Source organism: Thiohalomonas denitrificans (genome assembly GCF_900102855.1).
Taxonomy (GTDB): domain Bacteria; phylum Pseudomonadota; class Gammaproteobacteria; order Thiohalomonadales; family Thiohalomonadaceae; genus Thiohalomonas; species Thiohalomonas denitrificans.
On sequence record NZ_FMWD01000003.1, the window covers coordinates 209,337 to 228,884 of the forward strand.

Sequence of the window (19,548 nt, forward strand, 5' to 3'; positions counted from 1 at the left end):
CTTTTAACCCTGCGCGCCATAGGGGGGTTGCATATGTTAGTGGTTTAGCATATGCTGATATCGAGTCTTGATATACATCAACGAGGAGCTCGCCATGATCACCGTCGGAATCCTTACCGCCGTTCCCGCCATCCTGTTTGCACTGGTCAGTTTGGCCGCTGCAGCGCTCATCTATCCCTATGCCCGCTGCTTCTTGAAGCGCGGCATCGGCGGTGACTGCCATACCTGATTGGCAGAGATATACAGTGGCCTGTCGGACTTGCTTTTTGCGCAGTCCGACAGGCTCCTGGTTGCCTATTGCTGTCCTCGTTCCGTGGCGGCGACCTGCTCCTTGACGCGAATGAAGCTGTCCGGGTTGACCGAGATCGAATCGATCCCGGATTCCACCAGGAACCGGGCGAATTCGGGGTGATCACTGGGCGCCTGCCCGCACAGGCCGACCTTGCAATCGTGTCGATGGGCACGTTCGATGACCTGACTGATCAGTACCTTGACCGCCTCATCCTGTTCATCGAACAGGCCGGATAGCCGGTCGGAATCCCGGTCGACACCAAGCGTGAGCTGGGTAAGGTCATTGCTGCCGATGGAGAAGCCGTCGAAACGCTGGGCAAACTGTTCGGCCAGGATCACATTGGAGGGGATCTCGCACATTACATAGATCGCGAGACCTGACTGGCCTCGTACCAGGCCGTGTCCGGCCATGCTCTCCAGCACCCGATCGGCCTCCTTCAAGGTCCTGCAGAACGGGATCATCACCAAAATGTTCGACAGGCCCAGTTCTTCCCGGGCCATTTTGATGGCGCGGCACTCCAGTGCGAAGCCCTTCTCGTAGCCTTCGTGGTAATAGCGGCTGGCGCCCCGCCAGCCGAGCATGGGATTCTCCTCTTTGGGCTCAAAGGCCCTTCCCCCCAGCAATTCCGCGTACTCGTTGGTCTTGAAATCGCTCATGCGGACGATCACCGGATTCGGCCAGCGCGAAGCGGCGATCATGCTGATCCCTCGTGCCAGGGTCTCGACGAAGTAGTCGGTAGGTTCGTCGAAGGCGCGAGTCAATTCGGCGATCTTCTGTCGGTCCGAATCGTCCGCCACCCGATTGGGTTCGACCAATGCCATCGGATGGACTTTGATCAGGTTGTTGATGATGAATTCCATGCGTGCAAGGCCCACCCCGTCGGCAGGTAACCGCCACCACTGGAGAGCCGCAGAGGGATTGGCCAGATTCAGCATCACCGCGGTTTTGGTCTCGGGAACGTTTTCCAGTGCAAGGTCACGAGCCTCGAAATCGACCGTTCCTTCGTAGATGAAACCTTCATCCCCCTCGGCACAGGAGACGGTCACTTCCTGCCCCGACTTCAGTACCGAGGACGCATTTCCGGTCCCTACCACCGCGGGCACGCCCAGCTCCCGACTGACGATGGCGGCATGGGAGGTGCGCCCGCCGTGATCGGTGACAATCGCCGCGGCCTTTTTCATGACCGGAACCCAATCGGGGTCGGTCATGGGTGTGACGAGAATCGCCCCATCTTCAAACTGGCCAATCTCATCGGGACTGGCGAGCTGGCAAACCTTTCCCGAGGCAATCGCATCACCGACCGAGAGTCCGCGCACCAGCTCCTTGCCTTTGTTTTTCAGCGTATAGCTCTTTAGCATTTGGGTGCCGCGTTGCGACTGGACAGTTTCGGGACGCGCCTGAACCACCCAGAGCTTCCCTGTCTCCCCGTCTTTGGCCCATTCGATATCCATAGGACGATCATAATGGCGCTCGATGATCACCGCCCACTGTGCCAGCTGCATGGCCTCTGTATCCGTGAGCACGAACGCGTTGCGCTCACTTTCGTCGGTAGGTATTTTCCGGGTGGGCTCATCCCCGCCTCCGGCGTAGATCATCTTGTTGCTCTTGTTGCCGAGTCGCCGTTCCAGTACCGGCCGGAATTGTGGCTGATCCAGCAGGGGTTTGAAGACCCGGTACTCATCGGGATCGACCGAACCCTGAACCACCAGCTCGCCCAGCCCCCAGGAGGCATTAATCAGTACCGCCTCGGAGAAGCCGGTTTCGGTATCAATGGAGAACATGACACCGGCGCCTCCGAGGTCGGAACGGACCATGTGCTGAATGCCAATCGAGAGGGCAACTTCGAGATGGTCGAAGCCCTGGTTTTCGCGATAGCTGATGGCGCGAGCGGTGAACAGCGAGGCGTAGCATTTCCGGCAGGCATCCAGCAGCGCCTCTTCACCGCGGATATTCAGGAAGCTCTCCTGCTGGCCGGCGAACGAGGCGGCTGGGAGATCTTCGGCTGTCGCACTCGAACGCACCGCAACCGAGATCTCTTCACCATCGCCCAATTGCCGGTAACCCTCCCGGATCTCCTGTTCCAGGCGCGGCGGAAATTTCGCCTTGTCGAACATGTGTCGAATTTTTTTTCCGGACTCCGACAGGTTGTCGCTGTTTCTGGCGCCGACCACATCGGCTATTGCACCGTCCAGATGGTTGTGTCGAAGAAACTCGCGATAGGCATGAGCCGTTGTGGCGAATCCGTCGGGGACGGTAATGCCGGTTTCCTTGAGAGAGGCGATCATCTCTCCAAGTGAAGCGTTCTTGCCACCGACGATGGCAGTGTCGGTGGAGCGCAACTCGGAAAACGGCAGCGTCAGGGCATTTTCGTCAGCCATGTTGATCTCCTTGGTTCTTTCGTGAGCCAGGGCGTTCGGCCCCACCGGACCGGCAGGACGGTGCGGTACCTCTATCCATCGCCGCGGATGCTGGACAGCTCAGGCCCGCCACTGTTCGGAAGCATCTGAATCCATGGTCACTCGGCGCCGCAGATCGGCGAGCGAAAGAGTGCCGCGCAAGATGCCGTGTTCGACAATCATCAGCAGTTGATCACCGCGGCGGCTCATCGCCGACAGGGCGCTCTCCGCATCGGAATCCGGTGTCAGTGAATCCTCCACCGGACAGCCGTGGGCGTAGTCCATCACCGTGTGTTCATTCCATTCCGACCGCGGGACCCGTTTAGCGAGATTCGCATCGACACAACCCACCAGGCGATCCTCTTCGACCACCGGAAACATCGTGTGTGGATAGCCCTGTGAAAAACGGTTCACAAGATCGGAAAGAGAGGTGTTCGACGGAACCCGGACCGGATAGCGATCCATCAGGGACTGTACCGGTACACCTTTGAGGCGCTCCTTGATTTTCATCTGGCGATAGCTGCCGTAAGCAGCTGTTCTCAGGAACAGTCCAATGAGAATCCACCAGACGCCTCCTACCGGGTTGCCGTTGAATAACGCCCAGATTCCCAATGCCACCAGCACCCATCCAAAGCCCGCTCCAATCTGTACTGCAACGCGGGTAGCCCAATCCAGATCCTTGCGTATCCCCCACAGAATGGAGCGCAGGATCCGTCCCCCGTCGAGGGGGAAGGCCGGTATGACGTTGAACGCGGCCAGCAAAAAGTTCAAATAGGCGAGATAGAGGATTACACCGGCAACCGTTGGTGGCAGGCTCATGGCGCCGCTGAATGTATAGAGCTGGAAAAAGCCCCACGCCAACATAGCACTGGCAATCGGACCGGCCACCGCCATCATGAATTCCGCTTTCGCACTCGGTGGTTCATCCTCCATCTCCGCTACACCGCCAAAGATGAACAGGGTGATGCCGTCGATGGGCATTCCATAACGGCGTGCCACGATCGAGTGAGAGAATTCGTGCAGAACGATGGAGACCAGCAGGCCGACGACACCGGCGACTGCCATGCTCCAGTACTGTGTCAGGGTCAGTTCGGGAACCAGGAAAGGAAACAGACCGTAGGCGAGAGACCATGCGACGAGCAGACCTAGAAAAAGCCAGCTCAGGTCGATACGTACTTCGAAACCGAGCAGTCGAAACAGCTTGATACGTTTCCCGAACATTGGCCTCATCCTGTGCGGCTATGAGCCCCCGGCTCTTATCGCAGAGTGTAGTGGAGTCCTCGAACCGGCAAGTTCCGCTTTTACTGATATCTTTAGGGGAGGAGCGTCTAAGGAGCAGGGCTTTGAACCCATTTGGTGGAGCCATTAACGGGTTCGCTGTAGCGTATCTGGCTTTCTGGTTGATTGTGGCGTGGTTTAGCGCCTATGCCAAACATACTCGGGAGACAGCACGAATACTGGATTATAAGCTGAGCCCTGAGCTACCGAAAGGTGTCAGTCTGCATCTGCGGGCACCCTGGTATGCCCGCTTGGGCATTGTCGAAAACATCCTCACTGTGAGCGTCCTCGGCTACGGTCTGGCGGTTCTTGACTGGCGATGGGTTCTGGGTGGTTTCGGGTTCTTCCTTTTGATTCTGCTTCCGGCTGCCACACAGCTGCTGACGCCGCACCCGGGCTCCTGGCATTACGTGAAGATCCTGCGGCAGGGATTGCGGAACCAAATGGCGGAGAGCGAGCAGAAAGGCGACCAGGAGCGGGCGCAAGTCTACCGCATTGCATTGCAGCGTATCGATCAGGGGCTTTGAAAGCCGGGAGGAGTTTATGCGAAGGCAAGATCCCGAAAACCGGGTGTTCTGGGGTGGACAGGGGTCGCTTGATTCGGCGGTTGAATTGTTCAGGGAAAAAGGCCATGTCGAGATAGAGATGCCGGCAGAATTGCACCATGCAGTATTTTCGCACCTCTCTTCCGGCGCACGGGAGACGCAGGTGGAGCAGATCGATCAGCAGGGCGATGCGGAGCTGCTCGAACAGATTGCTGAAATCGGACAACTGGCCGACTTGCGGGTCTTTCTGCCTCTTGCGCGCGAGCGTCACGCCAGGGTTTCGATCCAGAGTCCGGCGCCACATCTCACGATTCAGGCAGAGGACTGATAGCGCAGATTATGCCTGGCGTCGGCTGAAGGCCGGGCTACGTTGGTGGAGCAGATGAAGCCCTGTCATCCCGTCCTATCGTTTTTCCCCTGTCAGCCATTCAAGATCGTCTTGCGGTGGTGATTGCCGATGCGTGAGAACCGGGAAATTGCTCACACCTTTGATACCCTGGCTGACCTTCTGGAGATTGAAGGTGCCAATCCGTTCCGGGTACGGGCCTATCGCAATGCCGCGCGCGTAGTCGACAGTATCTCCCAGAACGTGGCGATGATGGTTCGGGAGGGGCGTGATCTTTCGCAGTATCCCGGTATCGGCAAGGACCTGGCCGGAAAGATTCGGACTGTCAGCGAAACCGGGACGCTCCCCCTGCTCGAGGAGGTGGAGAAGCGGGTCCCCCGGGCGTTGAGTGAACTGACGCAAATCGAGGGCCTCGGCCCACGACGGGTCAAGGCCCTCCATGAATCCCTTCAGGTCAACAGCCTCGAAGACCTGGAGAAGGCTGTCGATCAGGGGAGAGTGCGCGAACTTCCGGGCTTCGGTGCACGGACCGAGGAGCTGGTCCGCAATGGCCTGAAGCGGCTTCGTGGCACCCAGGGGCGAACCCTGATTGCCGATGCCGAAGAGACCGCAGTACATCTGGAGCGTTTCCTGTCCGGCCTGCAAGGCGTAAAGCAGGTGACCGTGGCCGGCAGTTATCGCCGCCGCCGGGAGACGGTCGGTGACCTGGACGTACTGGTAACCTGTCGTCCGGGAGTACCCGTCGGGAAGTGGTTTACATCTTTCGAGTCGGTCGAGACGATCCTCTCGCAGGGGGAAACCCGTTCTTCGGTGCGCCTGCGCAGCGGGCTACAGGTGGACCTGCGTGTGGTTCCCGAGATCAGTTACGGTGCTGCGCTGCACTACTTTACCGGATCCAAGGCGCACAATATTGCGATAAGGAAGCTGGGGATGGCGCGCGGCCTCAGGATCAACGAGTACGGTGTATTCAGCGGCGATCAGCGGATCGCCGGGCGAACCGAGGCCGAGGTATTCGCTGCGGTCGACTTGCCATTTATCGAGCCGGAACTGAGAGAGGATCGGGGCGAGGTCGATGCCGCCAGAAACGGGCGGCTTCCGGAGCTGATTCGGATCGAGGACATCCGGGGGGATTTGCATGCCCATACCAACGCCACGGATGGACGTAGTGGTCTTGAATCGATGGTTGATGCGGCCCGGGAGCGAGGATACGAATACCTCGCGATCACCGATCACTCCCAGGCGGTGACCGTCGCAAAAGGTCTGGACGTTGAACGGTTACGGAAGCAGTTGCAGGCCATCGATCGGCTTCAGGAGCAGTATGACGACATCCGGATCCTCAAGGGGAGCGAAGTGGATATTCTGGAGGATGGACGTCTCGATCTGCCGGATGAGATTCTTCGCGAACTGGATATTACAGTCTGTTCGGTACACTCCCGCTTCAATCTCCCCGAGGCGCAACAGACTGAACGAATCCTGCGCGCGATGGACAATCCGCACTTTCGCATCCTGGGCCATCCGAGCGGGCGCCTCCTGAATAAACGGGATCCGTATCCAATGGACCTGGAACGCATCATCACAGGCGCCGTCGAACGCGGCCGCTTCCTGGAGGTAAATGCCCAGCCCGATCGGCTGGACCTGACCGACACTGCCTGCCAATTGGCAAAGGAGAAAGGCGCGAAACTGGCCATTTCCACCGATGCCCACTCTGATTCGGGACTTGCGGGAATTCGTTTCGGGATCGGCCAGGCACGCCGCGGCTGGCTGGAAAAGCAGGACGTGATCAACACCCGGCCGCTGCCGGAATTGTTGAAATTGCTACGTAATACCTGAAACGTTAAAGCCTATGCCGCCTTTTCCGCATCCTTGAACAACTGATTCACCTGGGAGGCCTCGATGGTTTCATGTTCGAGGAGCGCCCTGGCGAGGGCGTCGAGTTTGTGGCGATTGTCCCTGAGTGTCGCCGTCGCATACTTCTCGAATTCCTCCAGGATCTTGCGGATCTCCTTGTCGATGATCTGCGCGGTCTGTTCCGAGAAGTCCGGCGGCTGTGCCATTTCCCTTCCGAGAAAGACGTGCTCCTCGCCTCTTGGAAAGGAAGCCGGGCCGATGACCTCGCTCATGCCCCACTGGGAGACCATGCGGCGCACCAGGCGGGTGGCCTGTGCAAGGTCCGCCTCGGCGCCGGAAGTTACCTCCCCGAATACGGTCTTTTCTGCCACCCGGCCGCCCAGCATTACGGCGACCCGGTCCTTCAGGTAACTGAACTTGACGTTGTGGCGCTCTTCTTCGGGTAGTTGTTCGGTGGCACCCAGCGCCCGTCCGCGGGGAATGATGGTCACCTTGTCCAGTGGGTCGGCTTCGGGTAATTCCCAGGCGAGAACCGCATGGCCGGCCTCGTGATAGGCGACCAGTTTGCGTTCATTCTCGTTGAGCAACCCTTCGCGCTCCTCGCCCAGTATGATCTTGTCGCGAGCACGATTGATATGGGCCATCGATACCGTTTCACTCCCGTCACGCCCGGCGAGCAGGGCGGCTTCGTTGACCAGGTTTTCCAGGTCGGCTCCGGAAAAACCCACTGTGCGCTGGGCAATCACATCCAAATTGACATCCTCATCCAGCGGCATCTTTCGGGTGTGTACACTGAGGACCTGCTTTCGCGCCTCTTTGCGTGGCAGATCGAGAACGACCTTGCGATCGAAGCGGCCGGGGCGCAGCAGAGCCCGGTCCAGTACGTCCGGGCGATTGGTGGCTGCCAGCACCACCACCTGTTCATGGGGTTGAAAACCATCCATTTCGGCCAGGATCTGGTTCAGGGTCTGTTCACGCTCATCATGCCCGCCGCCCACGCCGGTGCCACGGGAGCGACCCACGGAATCCAACTCGTCGATAAAGATGATGGAGGGCGCCTCTTGTTTGGCGTCCTTGAACATATCCCGTACCCGGGCGGCACCGACCCCGACGAACATCTCGATGAACTCCGAGGCGCTGATACTGTAAAACGGCGCACCGGCTTCACCGGCGACCGCTTTGGCCAGCAGGGTCTTTCCCGTACCGGGTGGACCCATCAACAGGATTCCCTTGGGGATCTTGGCCCCCAGTCGACGATAACGGGCCGGGTCCCGCAGATACTCGATGATCTCCCGCAGATCCATCTTGGCGTTTTCGAGTCCCGCTACATCGTCGAAGCGCACGTGCGTTGCACCCTCGCGGAACCGGCGGGCCTTGGACTTGCCGAAGCTGAACATGCCATCACGGCCGCCGGCCCCTCCCATGCGTTCTTGCATACGGGTCCAGCCCCACCAGAACAAGGCAATGATCAGGATCCAGGGGAGTATCCCGATGAGGGCCGACGCCCACCAGGGGGTTTCGGCGCTCTCGGCGTGAACGGTGACGTTGTTTTGCTCCAGTAGCGGGATCAGGTCGGGGTCTTCGACCGAGGGGATCGTGGTGGTGAATCCCCCAGGCTCTTCCGGCTGGGGCGCCGGTTCCTGTTCCTCGTCTGCCGGTTGTTCGGGCTGTGCATAGTGGCCGCGGATATCCTGGCCTTCGATGGTGACTTCGGTGACGCGTCCCTCACGTACCGCTTCCTTGAATTCCGTGTAGGCAAGCGACTCGGTAGTTACGGGGCCCGTGGTGGTATTGGCCCAGTACAGAAAAAGTGTGGTCACCACCAGGATCCAGAGGAGATAGCGCCAGTAAAAACTGCGACTCGATTCGGCCCCGGGACCGTGCTGCGGCCTGTTTGGCTTTTCCATGATGAAGTCTGCCCCCTTGGGTCAACGGTGACGACGGGTAGCCCAGCCATTCGCTGGCCGTAATTATAGCCGCTGACTTTCACAGCGCTGTCTCTGCAAGCGTTTGAAAAAAGCCGGATTTGCTACCCTTGAGAGATGGCAGACCCACCCGGTTTTTCCATGGGAGTTGAACAGATCCTGGTCCCCGGCAGCAATTGTTGGCGGGTCGAGCGGGCGCACCGTGCCGCCTGTCTGGTGGAGGGCGAAGAATACTTCGCGGCGTTTCGCGAGGCGGTTCAACATGCACGCCACCGCATCCTGATCCTCGGCTGGGATATTGATTCCAACCTCCGTCTGATGCGGGGTAAAAATGGGGATGGGGGCCCGCTTGGAGATTTTCTGAACGAGATCGTATCAAGCCGTCCCGAACTCGAAGCGAACGTACTGATCTGGGACTTCGCCATGATCTACGCCATCGAGCGCGAATGGCTTCCCGTCTACCGGCTTGGCTGGAAAACCCATCGGCGGTTGCACTTCCATCTCGACGATGAGCATCCCCTCGGGGGATCCCAGCACCAGAAGGTCGTGGTCATCGATGACGCCGTGGCATTTGTGGGTGGAATGGATTTGGGCAAGTGGCGTTGGGACACCTCGGAGCATCGTCCCGGGGACCCCCGCCGCGTGGACGCAGCGGGCAATGCCTATTTGCCCTATCACGATCTGCAGATGGTCGTCGACGGTCCGGCGGCGGCGGCGTTGGGCCTGCTGGCGCGCAGGCGCTGGGAGAGCGCCACCGGCCAGTCCCTGCCGGGACCGGAACCGAGAGGGGATCCATGGCCCGAGTCGGTGGTTCCCTACTGGTTGGAGGTGGATGTCGGCATCACCCGCACCGAGCCTCGCTACCGGAATCGGCCGCAGGTTCGAGAGGTGGAACGGCTCTACCTCGATGTCATTGCCGCGGCCGGAAAATACCTGTACATCGAGAACCAGTATCTCACCGCAAAGGTGATCCGCGATGCCCTGGCTGCTCGGCTACGGGAGCCGGATGGCCCCGAAATGGTTATCGTGGTGCCGTTAAAAACCGGGGGATGGCTGGAACAGAATACGATGGACGTTCGTCGTCGCGCATTGATTTCGCATTTGCGCAAAGCGGATCGTTATGGACGTCTGCGCATCGTTTATCCCGATGTGCCCGGGCTGGCGCCGGACCACATCAGCGTCCACTCCAAACTGATGATTGTCGACGATGTCTTCCTGCGCATCGGCTCCTCCAATCTCAACAACCGATCCATGGGCCTCGACTCCGAGTGCGATCTGGCTATCGCTTCCGCTGGCGATCCGCACCACTCCAGCGGCATCATCCAATTGCGCAATCGCTTGCTCGCGGAGCACCTCGGCGTGGGCCCGGACGAGGTACAGGCCCAGTTCACCACGACCGGTTCACTGCTGGCGACGGTGGACGCACTCTCCGGGAAAAAGCGAACGCTTAAGGAACTCAATGATCAATCTCATCTCGACCCGGAATTGGAGGCGCTCGTCAACAGCATCGATCTGGTCGATCCCGAGGCACCGGTGGATCCGGAAGAACTGGCGGAGCGGGTAATCCCGGAAGAGCAGGGGCGTCCCGCCAGCCGGGGGCTGTGGTCTGTGATTGTCACCCTGGTGGTGCTATTCGGGCTTGCTGCGGCCTGGCGCTGGACACCACTGGGTGAGTGGCTCGATCTGGAGAGTATGCTCGGGGCACTGGACGCCATTCAGGAGCACCCGTGGGCTCCGGCGCTGGTACTCGCGGCTTACGTGATCGGCGGACTCCTGGTGATCCCCATCACTTTCATGGTGGCCGTTACGGCGATAGGATTTGGTCCGTTATGGGGATTCGTCTACGGCCTTGCCGGTTCACTGTTGAGTGCCACGGTCACCTTCGGTATCGGCCACTTCATGGGCCGCAACACCATTCGCAGGGTGGCAGGGAGCCGCCTGAACCGTCTGAGCCAGCGTCTTGCCGAACGCGGATTGTTGGCCGTGATCACGGTGCGTGTGTTGCCTGTGGCGCCGTTTACGGTGGTCAATCTGGTCGCCGGTGTCTCCCACATTCGCTTCAAAACGTACCTGTTGGGGACCGTGCTGGGCATGGCTCCCGGCATTGCCGGCATGGTGATCTTTATAGACCGCCTGATTGCCGCGATTCGTGAGCCGGGATTCTACAACTTCGCCATTACCATCGTAGTCATCATCGCCCTGGTTGGTGTTGCCGTGCTGTTGCGCCGCTGGGTGCTGCGGCGCCGGGCAGCGCGTGAGGAAACGGAAGCCGGAGACTGATGGGTTTAAAATGCAACTGACCTTCGCTTCCTACAATATCCACCGCTGCATCGGTCGTGACGGTCGCCGGGATCCCGACAGGATTATCCGGGTCCTGAATGAATTCGAGGCGGACGTGATCGCCCTTCAGGAGGTGGAAACCTACCCGGGCGGTGACCGCGACTTCCTGGCCCGCCTCGGCACCAGGACCGGCATGCGGGTGATACCCGGACCGACACTTCGCCATAAACATTACCGGTACGGTAACGCCATACTGACCCGGGCGCGGGTCAACGCGGTTCGTCGTATCGACCTGAGTTTGCTGGAGCGCGAGCCGCGCGGGGCCCTGCAGGTGGACCTGGAATGGGATGAGACCCCGGTGGAGATACTGGCCACGCACCTGGGCCTCTGGCCTCTCGAGCGACGTTTCCAGATTCAGCAGATTCTGGAGCTACTGGCCCTGGAGGATCGGAGTCCGGCAGCCCTTTTGGGGGACATCAACGAATGGTTTTCCTGGGGTCGGCCCCTGCGCTGGCTGCACGGCCACTTCGGCAGACCCCCGTCACCGGCGACGTTTCCGTCCGGATTCCCCGTTCTGGCGCTGGATCGTATCTGGTTTCGCCCCCGCGAGTGTCTCGATACGATCACGCCGCATCGATCCCCCCTGGCGCGAGTGGCATCGGATCATCTGCCTCTGCTGGCCACGGTCACTCTTCCTGCAGAAGCTTCCTCATCCGTTGCTGAAGGGCCTGTGTGATACGCTCGGGCCGCTGGTCGCCCGTACCCTCGCGGTCCAGCTGGTCGACCTCGACGGGGGAAGCAAAGCAGAGCTGTACGGGATGCCGTCGGGGCAGTTTGCGGTCCGGCGGCATGGCCTCGTAGGTGCCTCGTACGACGACCGGCAAGACGGTGACGGGGGTGTGATCGAGCAGGTGCCCCACCCCCTTGCGGAAAGGCTGCATCCGACCGTTTCGGGAGCGCACCCCTTCCGGGAACCAGACCAGGTTGTAACCGCGCTTCAGGACCGCCTCGGCGAGCGCCAGACTGGTCCGCGCGCTTCGCTGGTCCACGGGAATCGCCTGCCCCAATCGGGCGATCACTCGCGTAAACGGATTCCGGAATGCCGCACCGGTCCAGCCGGCCCAGAAGGTACGGCGCATCTGTTCCGGCCCGAGTGCTGCCGCAAGCATGAACGGGTCCAGATGGCTGATGTGGTTGGGTGCAAACAGGACCTGGGCAGGTGGTGGCGGCGCTCCCTCGACCGAGAGGTCGAACCAGCGCTCGGCCACCATGCGATCGATCCGGTGCAGAAAACCAGCCAGCGCTGCCCCGGGAGGGGACAGGGGCTGCAGCCAGTGCTGGTCACGCCGGGTCAGGACCCGCTGCGGGGTCGATCGCTGTTCGCCCATCGGTGTGGAAGACTCGGTTTCCGTCATAAGCTCCAGCAGATCCCGGACGCTCTCCAGTGCCGACGTCTGTGACTCGTCGAGTTCGACGCCGGTGCGCCGACTGATCTCGAGTCCGAGGTCCAGCCACTCCATCGAATCGATGCCCAGATCGAGCTGAAGATTGGCATCCGGTGTGAGCCGTCGATCGGGGTAACGTTCAGTCAGAAGTTCCCAGACCTGGCGCGCCTGGTCACTGTCCAGCAACGCCAGATCCGCATCCGGCATCTCTTCCGGTGTCATGGGTCGGGCAACGGGTTCCGCCAGACCCTCGCGCGCCTGCCGGTAACGCTCCTGCAGCAAGTGCCGGCGCAGTTTGCCCAGACGGGTACGGGGCAGGGGTTCACGGGTGATGGCGAAGTCTGCAATACGCTGATAAGAGGGAAGCTGACCTGAGATGCGGTTGATGGCTCCACGCAGCACCTCTTCGCTGTCGCCGCCATCATGCAGCGCAGCGCTCTCGGGAACCACGACTGCGACAAGCCGGCTCTCCTTTTGGAGAACCGCAATTTCCCGAATGGCAGGGTGGCTTTCGTAGGCGGTCTCAACTTCGTCCGGCTGGATATTCTTGCCGCCCTCGGTGACTAGCACCGTGGAGGCACGGCCGGTGATGTAGACGTAGCCCTCCTCGTCGATACGGGCCAGATCACCGGTCCGGAACCAACCACCTTCGGCAAAGGCTTCCCTGCTCTTGTCGGGGAGGTGGCGGTAGCCTGCAAACACGCCCGGCCCCCTGGCCTGCAGTTCACCCTCGGTGACCCTGAGATCGGTGCCCGGCAGGGCGGATCCGACACTTTCGGGGTGAGGCGAACGCCCTTGATTGATGGTGAGCAGGGGTGAAGTTTCGGTAAGCCCATAGCCGATCGCCACGTCCCATCCGAGGCCCTCCAGACGCAGAGCGGTTTCAGGGCTCAAGGGGGCGCCGCCGCTCGCGAACAGTCTGAGCTGGGGTCCTACGCGGCGATGCACCGGTGCGAGCAACAGGCGACCGGCAGAGATTCCGGTGGTCGAACGAATGCGGTAGCAGATTTCGCCAGCCACCTTTAACAGTACGCCTCCACGGCGCTCCAGGCCTTCAAGCAGGGCACGGTAGAGTCGCGGGACACCAATCATCACCGTCGCTCCACTCTCTGCCGCAGCGTGCAGTACCTCGCGTCCGGTCAAAGAGCGGGGAAGGACCACGCTCAGGCCCAGTGCCAGAGGGACGAGCACACCGATCACCAGTGGATACACATGGTGCAGGGGCAGCGGCAGCAGAAGGCGATCACCGGGGCCGACCAGGCCGGAGTTCTTCAGGACATCGAACTGGTAGGCAAGATTGCGTTCCGACAGGGGGACCCCTTTCGGGGGGCCGGTCGTGCCCGAGGTATAGAAAAGCGCAGCCGGATTCTCCGGTGTGCGGGCAGGAAATTCACTATCGCCACCAGCGTCGGGTGCGGGCGCCTCCACCGGCAGGCGGGCCAAATCCGGCCTCAATGCCTTCAGACGTGAACAGCGCCGGGAATCGCACCAGACGGCGGCCAAATCGGCATCGTCCAGCACGGACGTCAATGTCTCGTCAGTGAACTGGGTGTCGACGGGGACCAGAGTAGCACCACTTCTCAGCACAGCCAGGCTGGCGATCACCGACCGTGCGGAGGGTGCCGCAAAAACCGCAAAACGTCGGTCGGGACCGGCGCCGAGATCCCGGATGAGACGGCTGGCTTCGGATTCGACAGCGTGTGTGAATTCACGGCCCGACAGGGTCTCCTGTTTCCCGGTCTCGAAAGTCACCAGGACCGGTCGATCGTCGGCCTCTTCTATCGAGGCAAACAGGGGTGCGAGGGTGTCCATCACCACTGCCTCAGTGCGCCTTGCCCCCTGCCGGGGCAAGCACTTCGGTATCCGCTTCCCTGAGTCGATAACAGGGAACTCCCTTAACTCCCGCTCCGAATCGGGTTTTTACCCTTGGATGGCGATGCGGGAACCCGTGCAGTGCCATGAAAGGTCTCCTACCGTTAAGAAAGGCATCAAAACTAAGCATAGAGAAGAAACCAACGCAGGCACTGAAGGAAAAAACCGATTCGGGGATTCGGACCCTGCAAGAATTTCCCGAGTGCCGTTAGCGCCTTCAGGCACCCACAAGTCGTTCTCTGTGTCCATGCACTCTCCGCGTACCGGCCTGTCGAGAGTGCAAGGGATCTGCTTTCTGGGGAGGAGAGATGAAATCATGCGCAAGGCGCTCCTGATTGCCTTGATCGGGATTGCGGTCGTGGTCGCAGCGATTTATCTGTGGCCGGGAACCGATGATGGGGAGGGGCCCGGTGAACGTCTGACTATCTACGGCAATGTCGATATCCGCGAAGTGACCGTGGCCTTCAAGGGCAGCGAGCGTATCGCCACTCTGAACGTGGAAGAGGGTGACCGCGTCCAAGCGGGCCAGCTGTTGGGATCCCTGGAAACGCTTCGTCTGGAACATGCACTTGAGCGTGCCCATGCCCGAATGGTGGCGCAACAGGCGCAGCTTGCTGCACTGAAGGCTGGTACGCGACCGGAAGAGATTCGGCGGGCACGTGCAGAGGTCGAGGCGGCGCAGGCGCGTGCCGTAAACGCGCGACGCACCTATTCGCGCCTGCAGAATCTGCTGGAGCAAAAGCTGGCTTCGGAAGAGGATGTGGATGAGGCAAAGGCCTCTCGGGATGCGGCCAATGCACAGCTACGCGCTGCTCGCGAATCCTTGCAGCTGGCCGAGAAGGGGCCGCGCGAGGAGGATATTGCTGCCGCGAGGGCCACGCTCAAGTCGCTGGAGGCCGAAGTTGCACTGGCTGAACTCGATCTGGCAGAAGCCAGTCTGGAGTCGCCGGTCGGCGGCGTGATCCGGGACCGAATTCTCGAGGCAGGGGAGATGGCTTCTCCCCAACGCCCTGTCTATACCGTGGCGATAGACAGCCCGTTGTGGGTGCGGGCCTATCTGCCCGAGCCGCAACTGGGCCATGTCCGGATCGGGATGGGTGCCTGGGTCATCAGCGACAGTTTCCCTGGAAAACGCTACCGCGCCTGGGTCGGTTATATATCGCCTACTGCCCAGTTCACGCCGAAATCGGTACAGACCGAGGAGGTGCGCACCCGTCTGGTTTACCAGGTGCGCATAATCGTTTGCAATCCCGAGGGAGAGTTGCGGCTGGGGATGCCGGCGGAGGTGCAGATTCCGCTCTCGGGGAATACACCTCGGGGCCCTCATGAATGTGGTAAAAGCCGGTGACCTCCCGCAAAGCCGCTCCGGCAGTACAGTTTTCCGACGTCTACAAGAGCTTCGCCGCGCGTGGCAAACAGACCAGAGCCTTGAATGGCGTCAGTTTTGCCGCCGACAGTGGAAGCGTTACCGGTCTCGTGGGGCCGGACGGGGCGGGCAAAACGACGTTGATGCGTTTGGCTGCCGGCCTGTTGGCACCCGATCGGGGTGAGATTCAGGTCCTGGAGATGGATGCCACCGGAGATGCTCTGGCAGTACAGTCGGTGTTGGGCTATATGCCACAGCGATTCGGTCTTTATGAAGACCTCACGGTCCGGGAAAACCTGAACCTCTATGCCGACCTTCAGGGTGTTCCGGTAGACCAGCGGGAGGAGCGCTACCGGGAACTGATGCATATGACCGGTCTCGGCAGCTTCACTGCGCGCCTGGCCGGTCGGCTCTCAGGCGGCATGAAACAGAAGCTCGGACTGGCGTGCACACTCGTGCGTTCACCTCACGCCCTGATTCTGGACGAGCCCACGGTCGGCGTTGATCCGGTCTCGCGGCGTGAACTGTGGACCATTATTGACCGGCTGGTGCGGGACGAGGGGCTCACCGTACTGCTCAGCACCGCCTATCTGGACGAGGCGGAGCGGTGCAGTCGCGTGGTGTTGCTGCATGAAGGTGAAGTGCTGGGAGAGGGCAGCCCGGACTCGTTCAGCCGTCAGCTGCGGGGGCGTACCTACCTGTTGCAGAGCCGGCTGCGGGGCCGTCAGGTTCAAGCACGCCTGCAGGGACGCAGGGCGGTCACCGACGTGGTGGTTGCCGGTGGCCGGGTACGGCTGGTACTCGAGCCGGACAGTGATCCCGGGGAGTTCGAGGGAGAGGGCTCCGTTCAACCGGTGCCGCCACGGTTTGAGGACAGTTTCGTCGCTCTGCTGCGGGAGCGGCGTGGAGCGCCTTCGCTTCCCGAGATGCAGCAGCACACAATTGCAGGGCGTGGTGAGGATGCGGTGATTGCCGTGCGGGATTTGACCCGGCGCTTCGGCGATTTCTATGCCGTCAAGGGGCTCACGTTCTCCGTGCACCGCGGTGAGGTGTTTGGCCTGTTGGGCGCCAACGGGGCGGGCAAGTCGACGACGTTCCGGATGCTGTGCGGCCTGCTGCCCGCAAGTGGGGGAACACTGCGGGTGGCCGGTGTCGACTTGCGCCATGCCGCGGCCGAGGCGCGGGCCCGTATCGGTTATATGTCCCAGAAATTTTCCCTCTACGGCATCTTGAGCGTCGAACAGAATCTGGATTTTTTTGCCCGCAGTTATGGATTGGGCCGCAAGCGTCGCGACGAGCGGATCCGCTGGGCACTGGAGCAGTTTGAACTTGAAGAGTTGCGGGAGTCTGCGAGCGACGCCCTGTCGCTGGGGCACAAGCAGCGGCTGGCAATGGCCTGCGCCCTGATGCACGAACCCGACATCCTGTTTCTGGATGAGCCCACGTCAGGCGTGGATCCACTGGCGCGGCGTGAATTCTGGTTGCGTATCAATGCCCTGGCCGAAGCGAATGTCACGATAATGGTTACCACGCACTTCATGGAAGAGGCGGAATACTGCGACCGGCTCGCCATTATGGCTGCGGGCGAGATCCTCGAGCTGGGTACGCCGGCCGAGATCAAGAGCAGTGTGGCACCGAAGGGACGTGAACCATCGCTGGAGGAGGCCTTCATTACACTCATCGAACGTCGGGACACGGAGGCATGAGGGGCGGAGGTGCGATGCGGCTGCGCGGACTGATGCGCAAGGAATTTCTGCAAATCGTTCGCGACCCCAGCAGCATCTCCATCGCCTTTGTCATGCCGGTGTTCTTACTGCTTCTATTTGGCTATGGGGTTTCGCTCGACGCCGAGGAGGTCCCGGTCGCCGTAGTGATGGAGGCATTCGGCAGCGAGGCGGTCAGCTTTGCGGCAGAGTTCCGTCACTCGCGCTATTTCGAGGCCCGGGAATACATCGATATGCGTGAGGCCGTGGCAGCGCTTCGGGCCCGTGAGGTGGATGGCATCATCCGTCTGCAGGCCAATTTTGCCGAGCGGATCGAGAGCCCGGGGCCGGCCCCCATCCAGGTCATCCTCAACGGGGTGGATGCCAATACGGCAGAGTTGGTCTCCGGGTATGTGCAGGGCAGCTGGCTGAACTGGCTTCAGCACCGGGCCGAACAGGCCGGGCAGCAACTGGAGGTGCCCGTCGAAGTGGAGCAGCGGATCTGGTTCAATCCCGAGGTGAGGAGTCGCAACTTCCTAGTGCCTGGGCTGGTGGCGATCATCATGACCCTTATCGGTGCACTGCTCACGGCGCTGGTAATGGCGCGCGAATGGGAGAGGGGCACCATGGAGGCACTCCTTGTCACGCCTGTCTCCATGACCGAAATCCTGCTGGGAAAGTTGGTGCCCTACTTCATCCTTGGAACCGGCGGTATGCTGTTGTCAGTGGCCATGGCGGTCTGGCTGTTCGAAGTGCCCCTGCGAGGTTCGTTCGGGATCCTGTTCGCGACCGCTTCTCTCTTTCTGCTGGTGGCGCTGGGGATGGGGCTGCTGATTTCGATCACTGCGAAAACCCAGTTCGTCGCCGGGCAGGTGGCGATCCTTGCCACCTTTCTGCCGGCATTCATCCTTTCGGGTTTCATTTTTGATATCAATAGCATGCCCTGGTTCATCGAATGGCTCACCTTTGCCGTTGCTGCACGGTATTTCGTGGCGATTCTGCAGAGCATTTTCCTGGCTGGTGACGTCTGGTCGGTCATCATCCCCAATGCGCTGGCGCTGACAGGTATGGCAGTGCTGTTTCTGGGGCTAAGCCGGATTCGTTCCCGAAAGAGGCTGGAGTGATGCTCTCCTGGCTGCGTGTTCTCGCTCTGGTTCGCAAGGAGTTTCTGGCGATCCTCAAGGATCCCAAGAGCCGGTTTGTCGTCATCGGTCCGCCGCTCATCCAACTGGTGGTGTTCGGCTACGCCGCCACCTTTGATCTCAACAATATCCCGTTTGCGGTCTACAACGAGGATCGCGGCAGCTACTCCCGCGATCTGGTATCGGCTTTTGATGGTTCGCCGACGTTCAACAAAGTGGCCGTACTGAATGCCGATCGGGAGATCGCGCCGCGGGTCGAATCGCAGGAGGTGTTGCTGGTGCTGCGTATCGGTCCCCATTTCAGTGATGATCTGTTGAAGGGGGAACCGGCCAGGGTGCAGGTGATTATCGACGGCCGAAACTCGAATACAGCGATGATTGCCCTGAATTATGCCCGCACCGTCATCCGCGATTTCAATGACCAGGTATTGGCGGAGCGGGGTGCCGCGGGTGCGCCGGCGGAGCTGATCGTTCGCGCATGGTACAACCCTAATCTGGAGAGCCGCTGGTTCATTGTCCCGGGGATCGTGGGCCTGCTGACGTTGGTGGTCACCCTTCTGGTGACGGCTCTTTCGGTTGCCCGTGAGCGGGAGCAGGGGACATTTGATCAGTTGCTGGTGACACCCCTGCGTCCGGTGGAGATTCTGATCGGCAAGGCGACGCCGGGTTTTCTCATCGGGCTGATTGAGGCTGCAGTGGTAATTAGTGTGGCGCTGCTGTGGTTCGAGGTGCCGTTTCGGAGTACCGTTCTTACCCTCTATACCGGCGTGGTGCTCTTTTTGCTGTCGGCAGTAGGCGTGGGCCTGATGATCTCTTCGCTTTCGGTCACCCAGCAGCAGGGGCTTTTGGGTGCGTTTCTGTTCATGGTGCCCGCCATCATTCTCTCCGGGTTCGCGACGCCCATCGCCAACATGCCCGAAGTGGTACAGGCGGTTACTCTGGTTAATCCCCTGCGCTACTTTATGGTGATACTGCGCAGCACCTTCCTTGAAGGCGCCTCCTTCGAGGCACTGATCCCCCAGTTCTGGCCCATGGCGGTAATCGGTCTGATCAGCATGGCGCTGGCCGGCTGGCTTTTCCGTCACCGCATGTACTGAGATGTATGAATCG

The 19,548-nt window shown here is 60.7% G+C and carries 14 protein-coding genes; 10 read left to right on the forward strand and 4 right to left on the reverse strand.

The genetic code is table 11. The features are described from left to right. The first annotated feature begins 94 nt into the window (after positions 1-94). Positions 95-229: a hypothetical protein gene (locus BLP65_RS17290; protein WP_281180169.1), complete on the forward strand. Its 135-nt coding sequence runs from the start codon at positions 95-97 to the stop codon at positions 227-229. A 65-nt stretch (positions 230-294) separates the two neighbouring features. On the opposite strand, the gene ppsA is transcribed toward BLP65_RS17290, so the two are convergent. Together ppsA and BLP65_RS05725 are read right to left on the reverse strand one after the other, a co-directional pair. Beyond that, complete coding sequence (gene ppsA / locus BLP65_RS05720) at positions 295-2,670, reverse strand: phosphoenolpyruvate synthase (protein ID WP_092993806.1); 2,376 nt, start codon at positions 2,668-2,670, stop codon at positions 295-297. Positions 2,671-2,769: 99 nt separating this feature from the next. After that, on the reverse strand, positions 2,770-3,909 hold the full coding sequence (locus BLP65_RS05725) for a site-2 protease family protein (RefSeq protein WP_092993809.1): 1,140 nt from the start codon (positions 3,907-3,909) through the stop codon (positions 2,770-2,772). Between the two features lie 122 nt (positions 3,910-4,031). Here BLP65_RS05725 and BLP65_RS05730 point away from each other — a divergent pair, with 122 nt between their 5' ends. From BLP65_RS05730 to polX, 3 genes are all read left to right on the forward strand, one after another. Further along, positions 4,032-4,493 (forward strand): hypothetical protein, encoded by a 462-nt coding sequence (locus tag BLP65_RS05730; protein WP_092993812.1) that lies wholly within the window; start codon positions 4,032-4,034, stop codon positions 4,491-4,493. 16 nt (positions 4,494-4,509) lie between these two features. Continuing rightward, the gene (locus BLP65_RS05735) at positions 4,510-4,839 is read left to right on the forward strand and encodes a hypothetical protein (RefSeq protein WP_092993815.1); all 330 of its coding nucleotides are present in this window, start codon (positions 4,510-4,512) and stop codon (positions 4,837-4,839) included. Positions 4,840-4,968: 129 nt separating this feature from the next. Further along, the gene (gene polX / locus BLP65_RS05740; RefSeq protein WP_092993818.1) at positions 4,969-6,687 is read left to right on the forward strand and encodes a DNA polymerase/3'-5' exonuclease PolX; all 1,719 of its coding nucleotides are present in this window, start codon (positions 4,969-4,971) and stop codon (positions 6,685-6,687) included. Between the two features lie 11 nt (positions 6,688-6,698). Here polX and ftsH read toward each other — a convergent pair whose 3' ends face one another. Then, entirely contained in the window at positions 6,699-8,612 is a 1,914-nt protein-coding gene (gene ftsH / locus BLP65_RS05745) for an ATP-dependent zinc metalloprotease FtsH (protein ID WP_092993821.1), read from the reverse strand. Between the two features lie 159 nt (positions 8,613-8,771). Between ftsH and BLP65_RS05750 the strand changes: the two genes are divergently transcribed. Next, a complete protein-coding gene (locus BLP65_RS05750) occupies positions 8,772-10,910 on the forward strand; it encodes a VTT domain-containing protein (protein ID WP_092994347.1) in 2,139 nt (712 codons plus the stop codon). Between the two features lie 10 nt (positions 10,911-10,920). Next, positions 10,921-11,646: an endonuclease/exonuclease/phosphatase family protein gene (locus tag BLP65_RS05755; protein ID WP_092993824.1), complete on the forward strand. Its 726-nt coding sequence runs from the start codon at positions 10,921-10,923 to the stop codon at positions 11,644-11,646. Here the strand turns inward: BLP65_RS05755 and BLP65_RS05760 are convergent. Continuing rightward, complete coding sequence (locus tag BLP65_RS05760; RefSeq protein ID WP_092993827.1) at positions 11,597-14,167, reverse strand: AMP-binding protein; 2,571 nt, start codon at positions 14,165-14,167, stop codon at positions 11,597-11,599. The two genes, BLP65_RS05755 and BLP65_RS05760, sit on opposite strands and share 50 nt — an antisense overlap. Before the next feature lie 376 nt (positions 14,168-14,543). Between BLP65_RS05760 and BLP65_RS05765 the strand changes: the two genes are divergently transcribed. Genes BLP65_RS05765 through BLP65_RS05780 form a run of 4 tightly spaced genes read left to right on the forward strand, consistent with a single transcriptional unit; the run spans position 14,544 to position 19,535 of the window. After that, on the forward strand, positions 14,544-15,575 hold the full coding sequence (locus BLP65_RS05765) for an HlyD family secretion protein (RefSeq protein WP_092993830.1): 1,032 nt from the start codon (positions 14,544-14,546) through the stop codon (positions 15,573-15,575). Further along, positions 15,572-17,299: an ATP-binding cassette domain-containing protein gene (locus BLP65_RS05770; protein WP_092993833.1), complete on the forward strand. Its 1,728-nt coding sequence runs from the start codon at positions 15,572-15,574 to the stop codon at positions 17,297-17,299. The genes BLP65_RS05765 and BLP65_RS05770 overlap by 4 nt, the downstream gene beginning before the upstream one ends. A gap of 14 nt (positions 17,300-17,313) precedes the next feature. Then, positions 17,314-18,420: an ABC transporter permease gene (locus BLP65_RS05775; protein ID WP_245688243.1), complete on the forward strand. Its 1,107-nt coding sequence runs from the start codon at positions 17,314-17,316 to the stop codon at positions 18,418-18,420. Further along, positions 18,420-19,535, forward strand: coding sequence for an ABC transporter permease (locus BLP65_RS05780; RefSeq protein WP_092993839.1), 1,116 nt, complete (start codon positions 18,420-18,422; stop codon positions 19,533-19,535). Before BLP65_RS05775 ends, BLP65_RS05780 begins: the two co-directional genes overlap by 1 nt. The last annotated feature ends 13 nt before the right edge of the window (positions 19,536-19,548 follow it).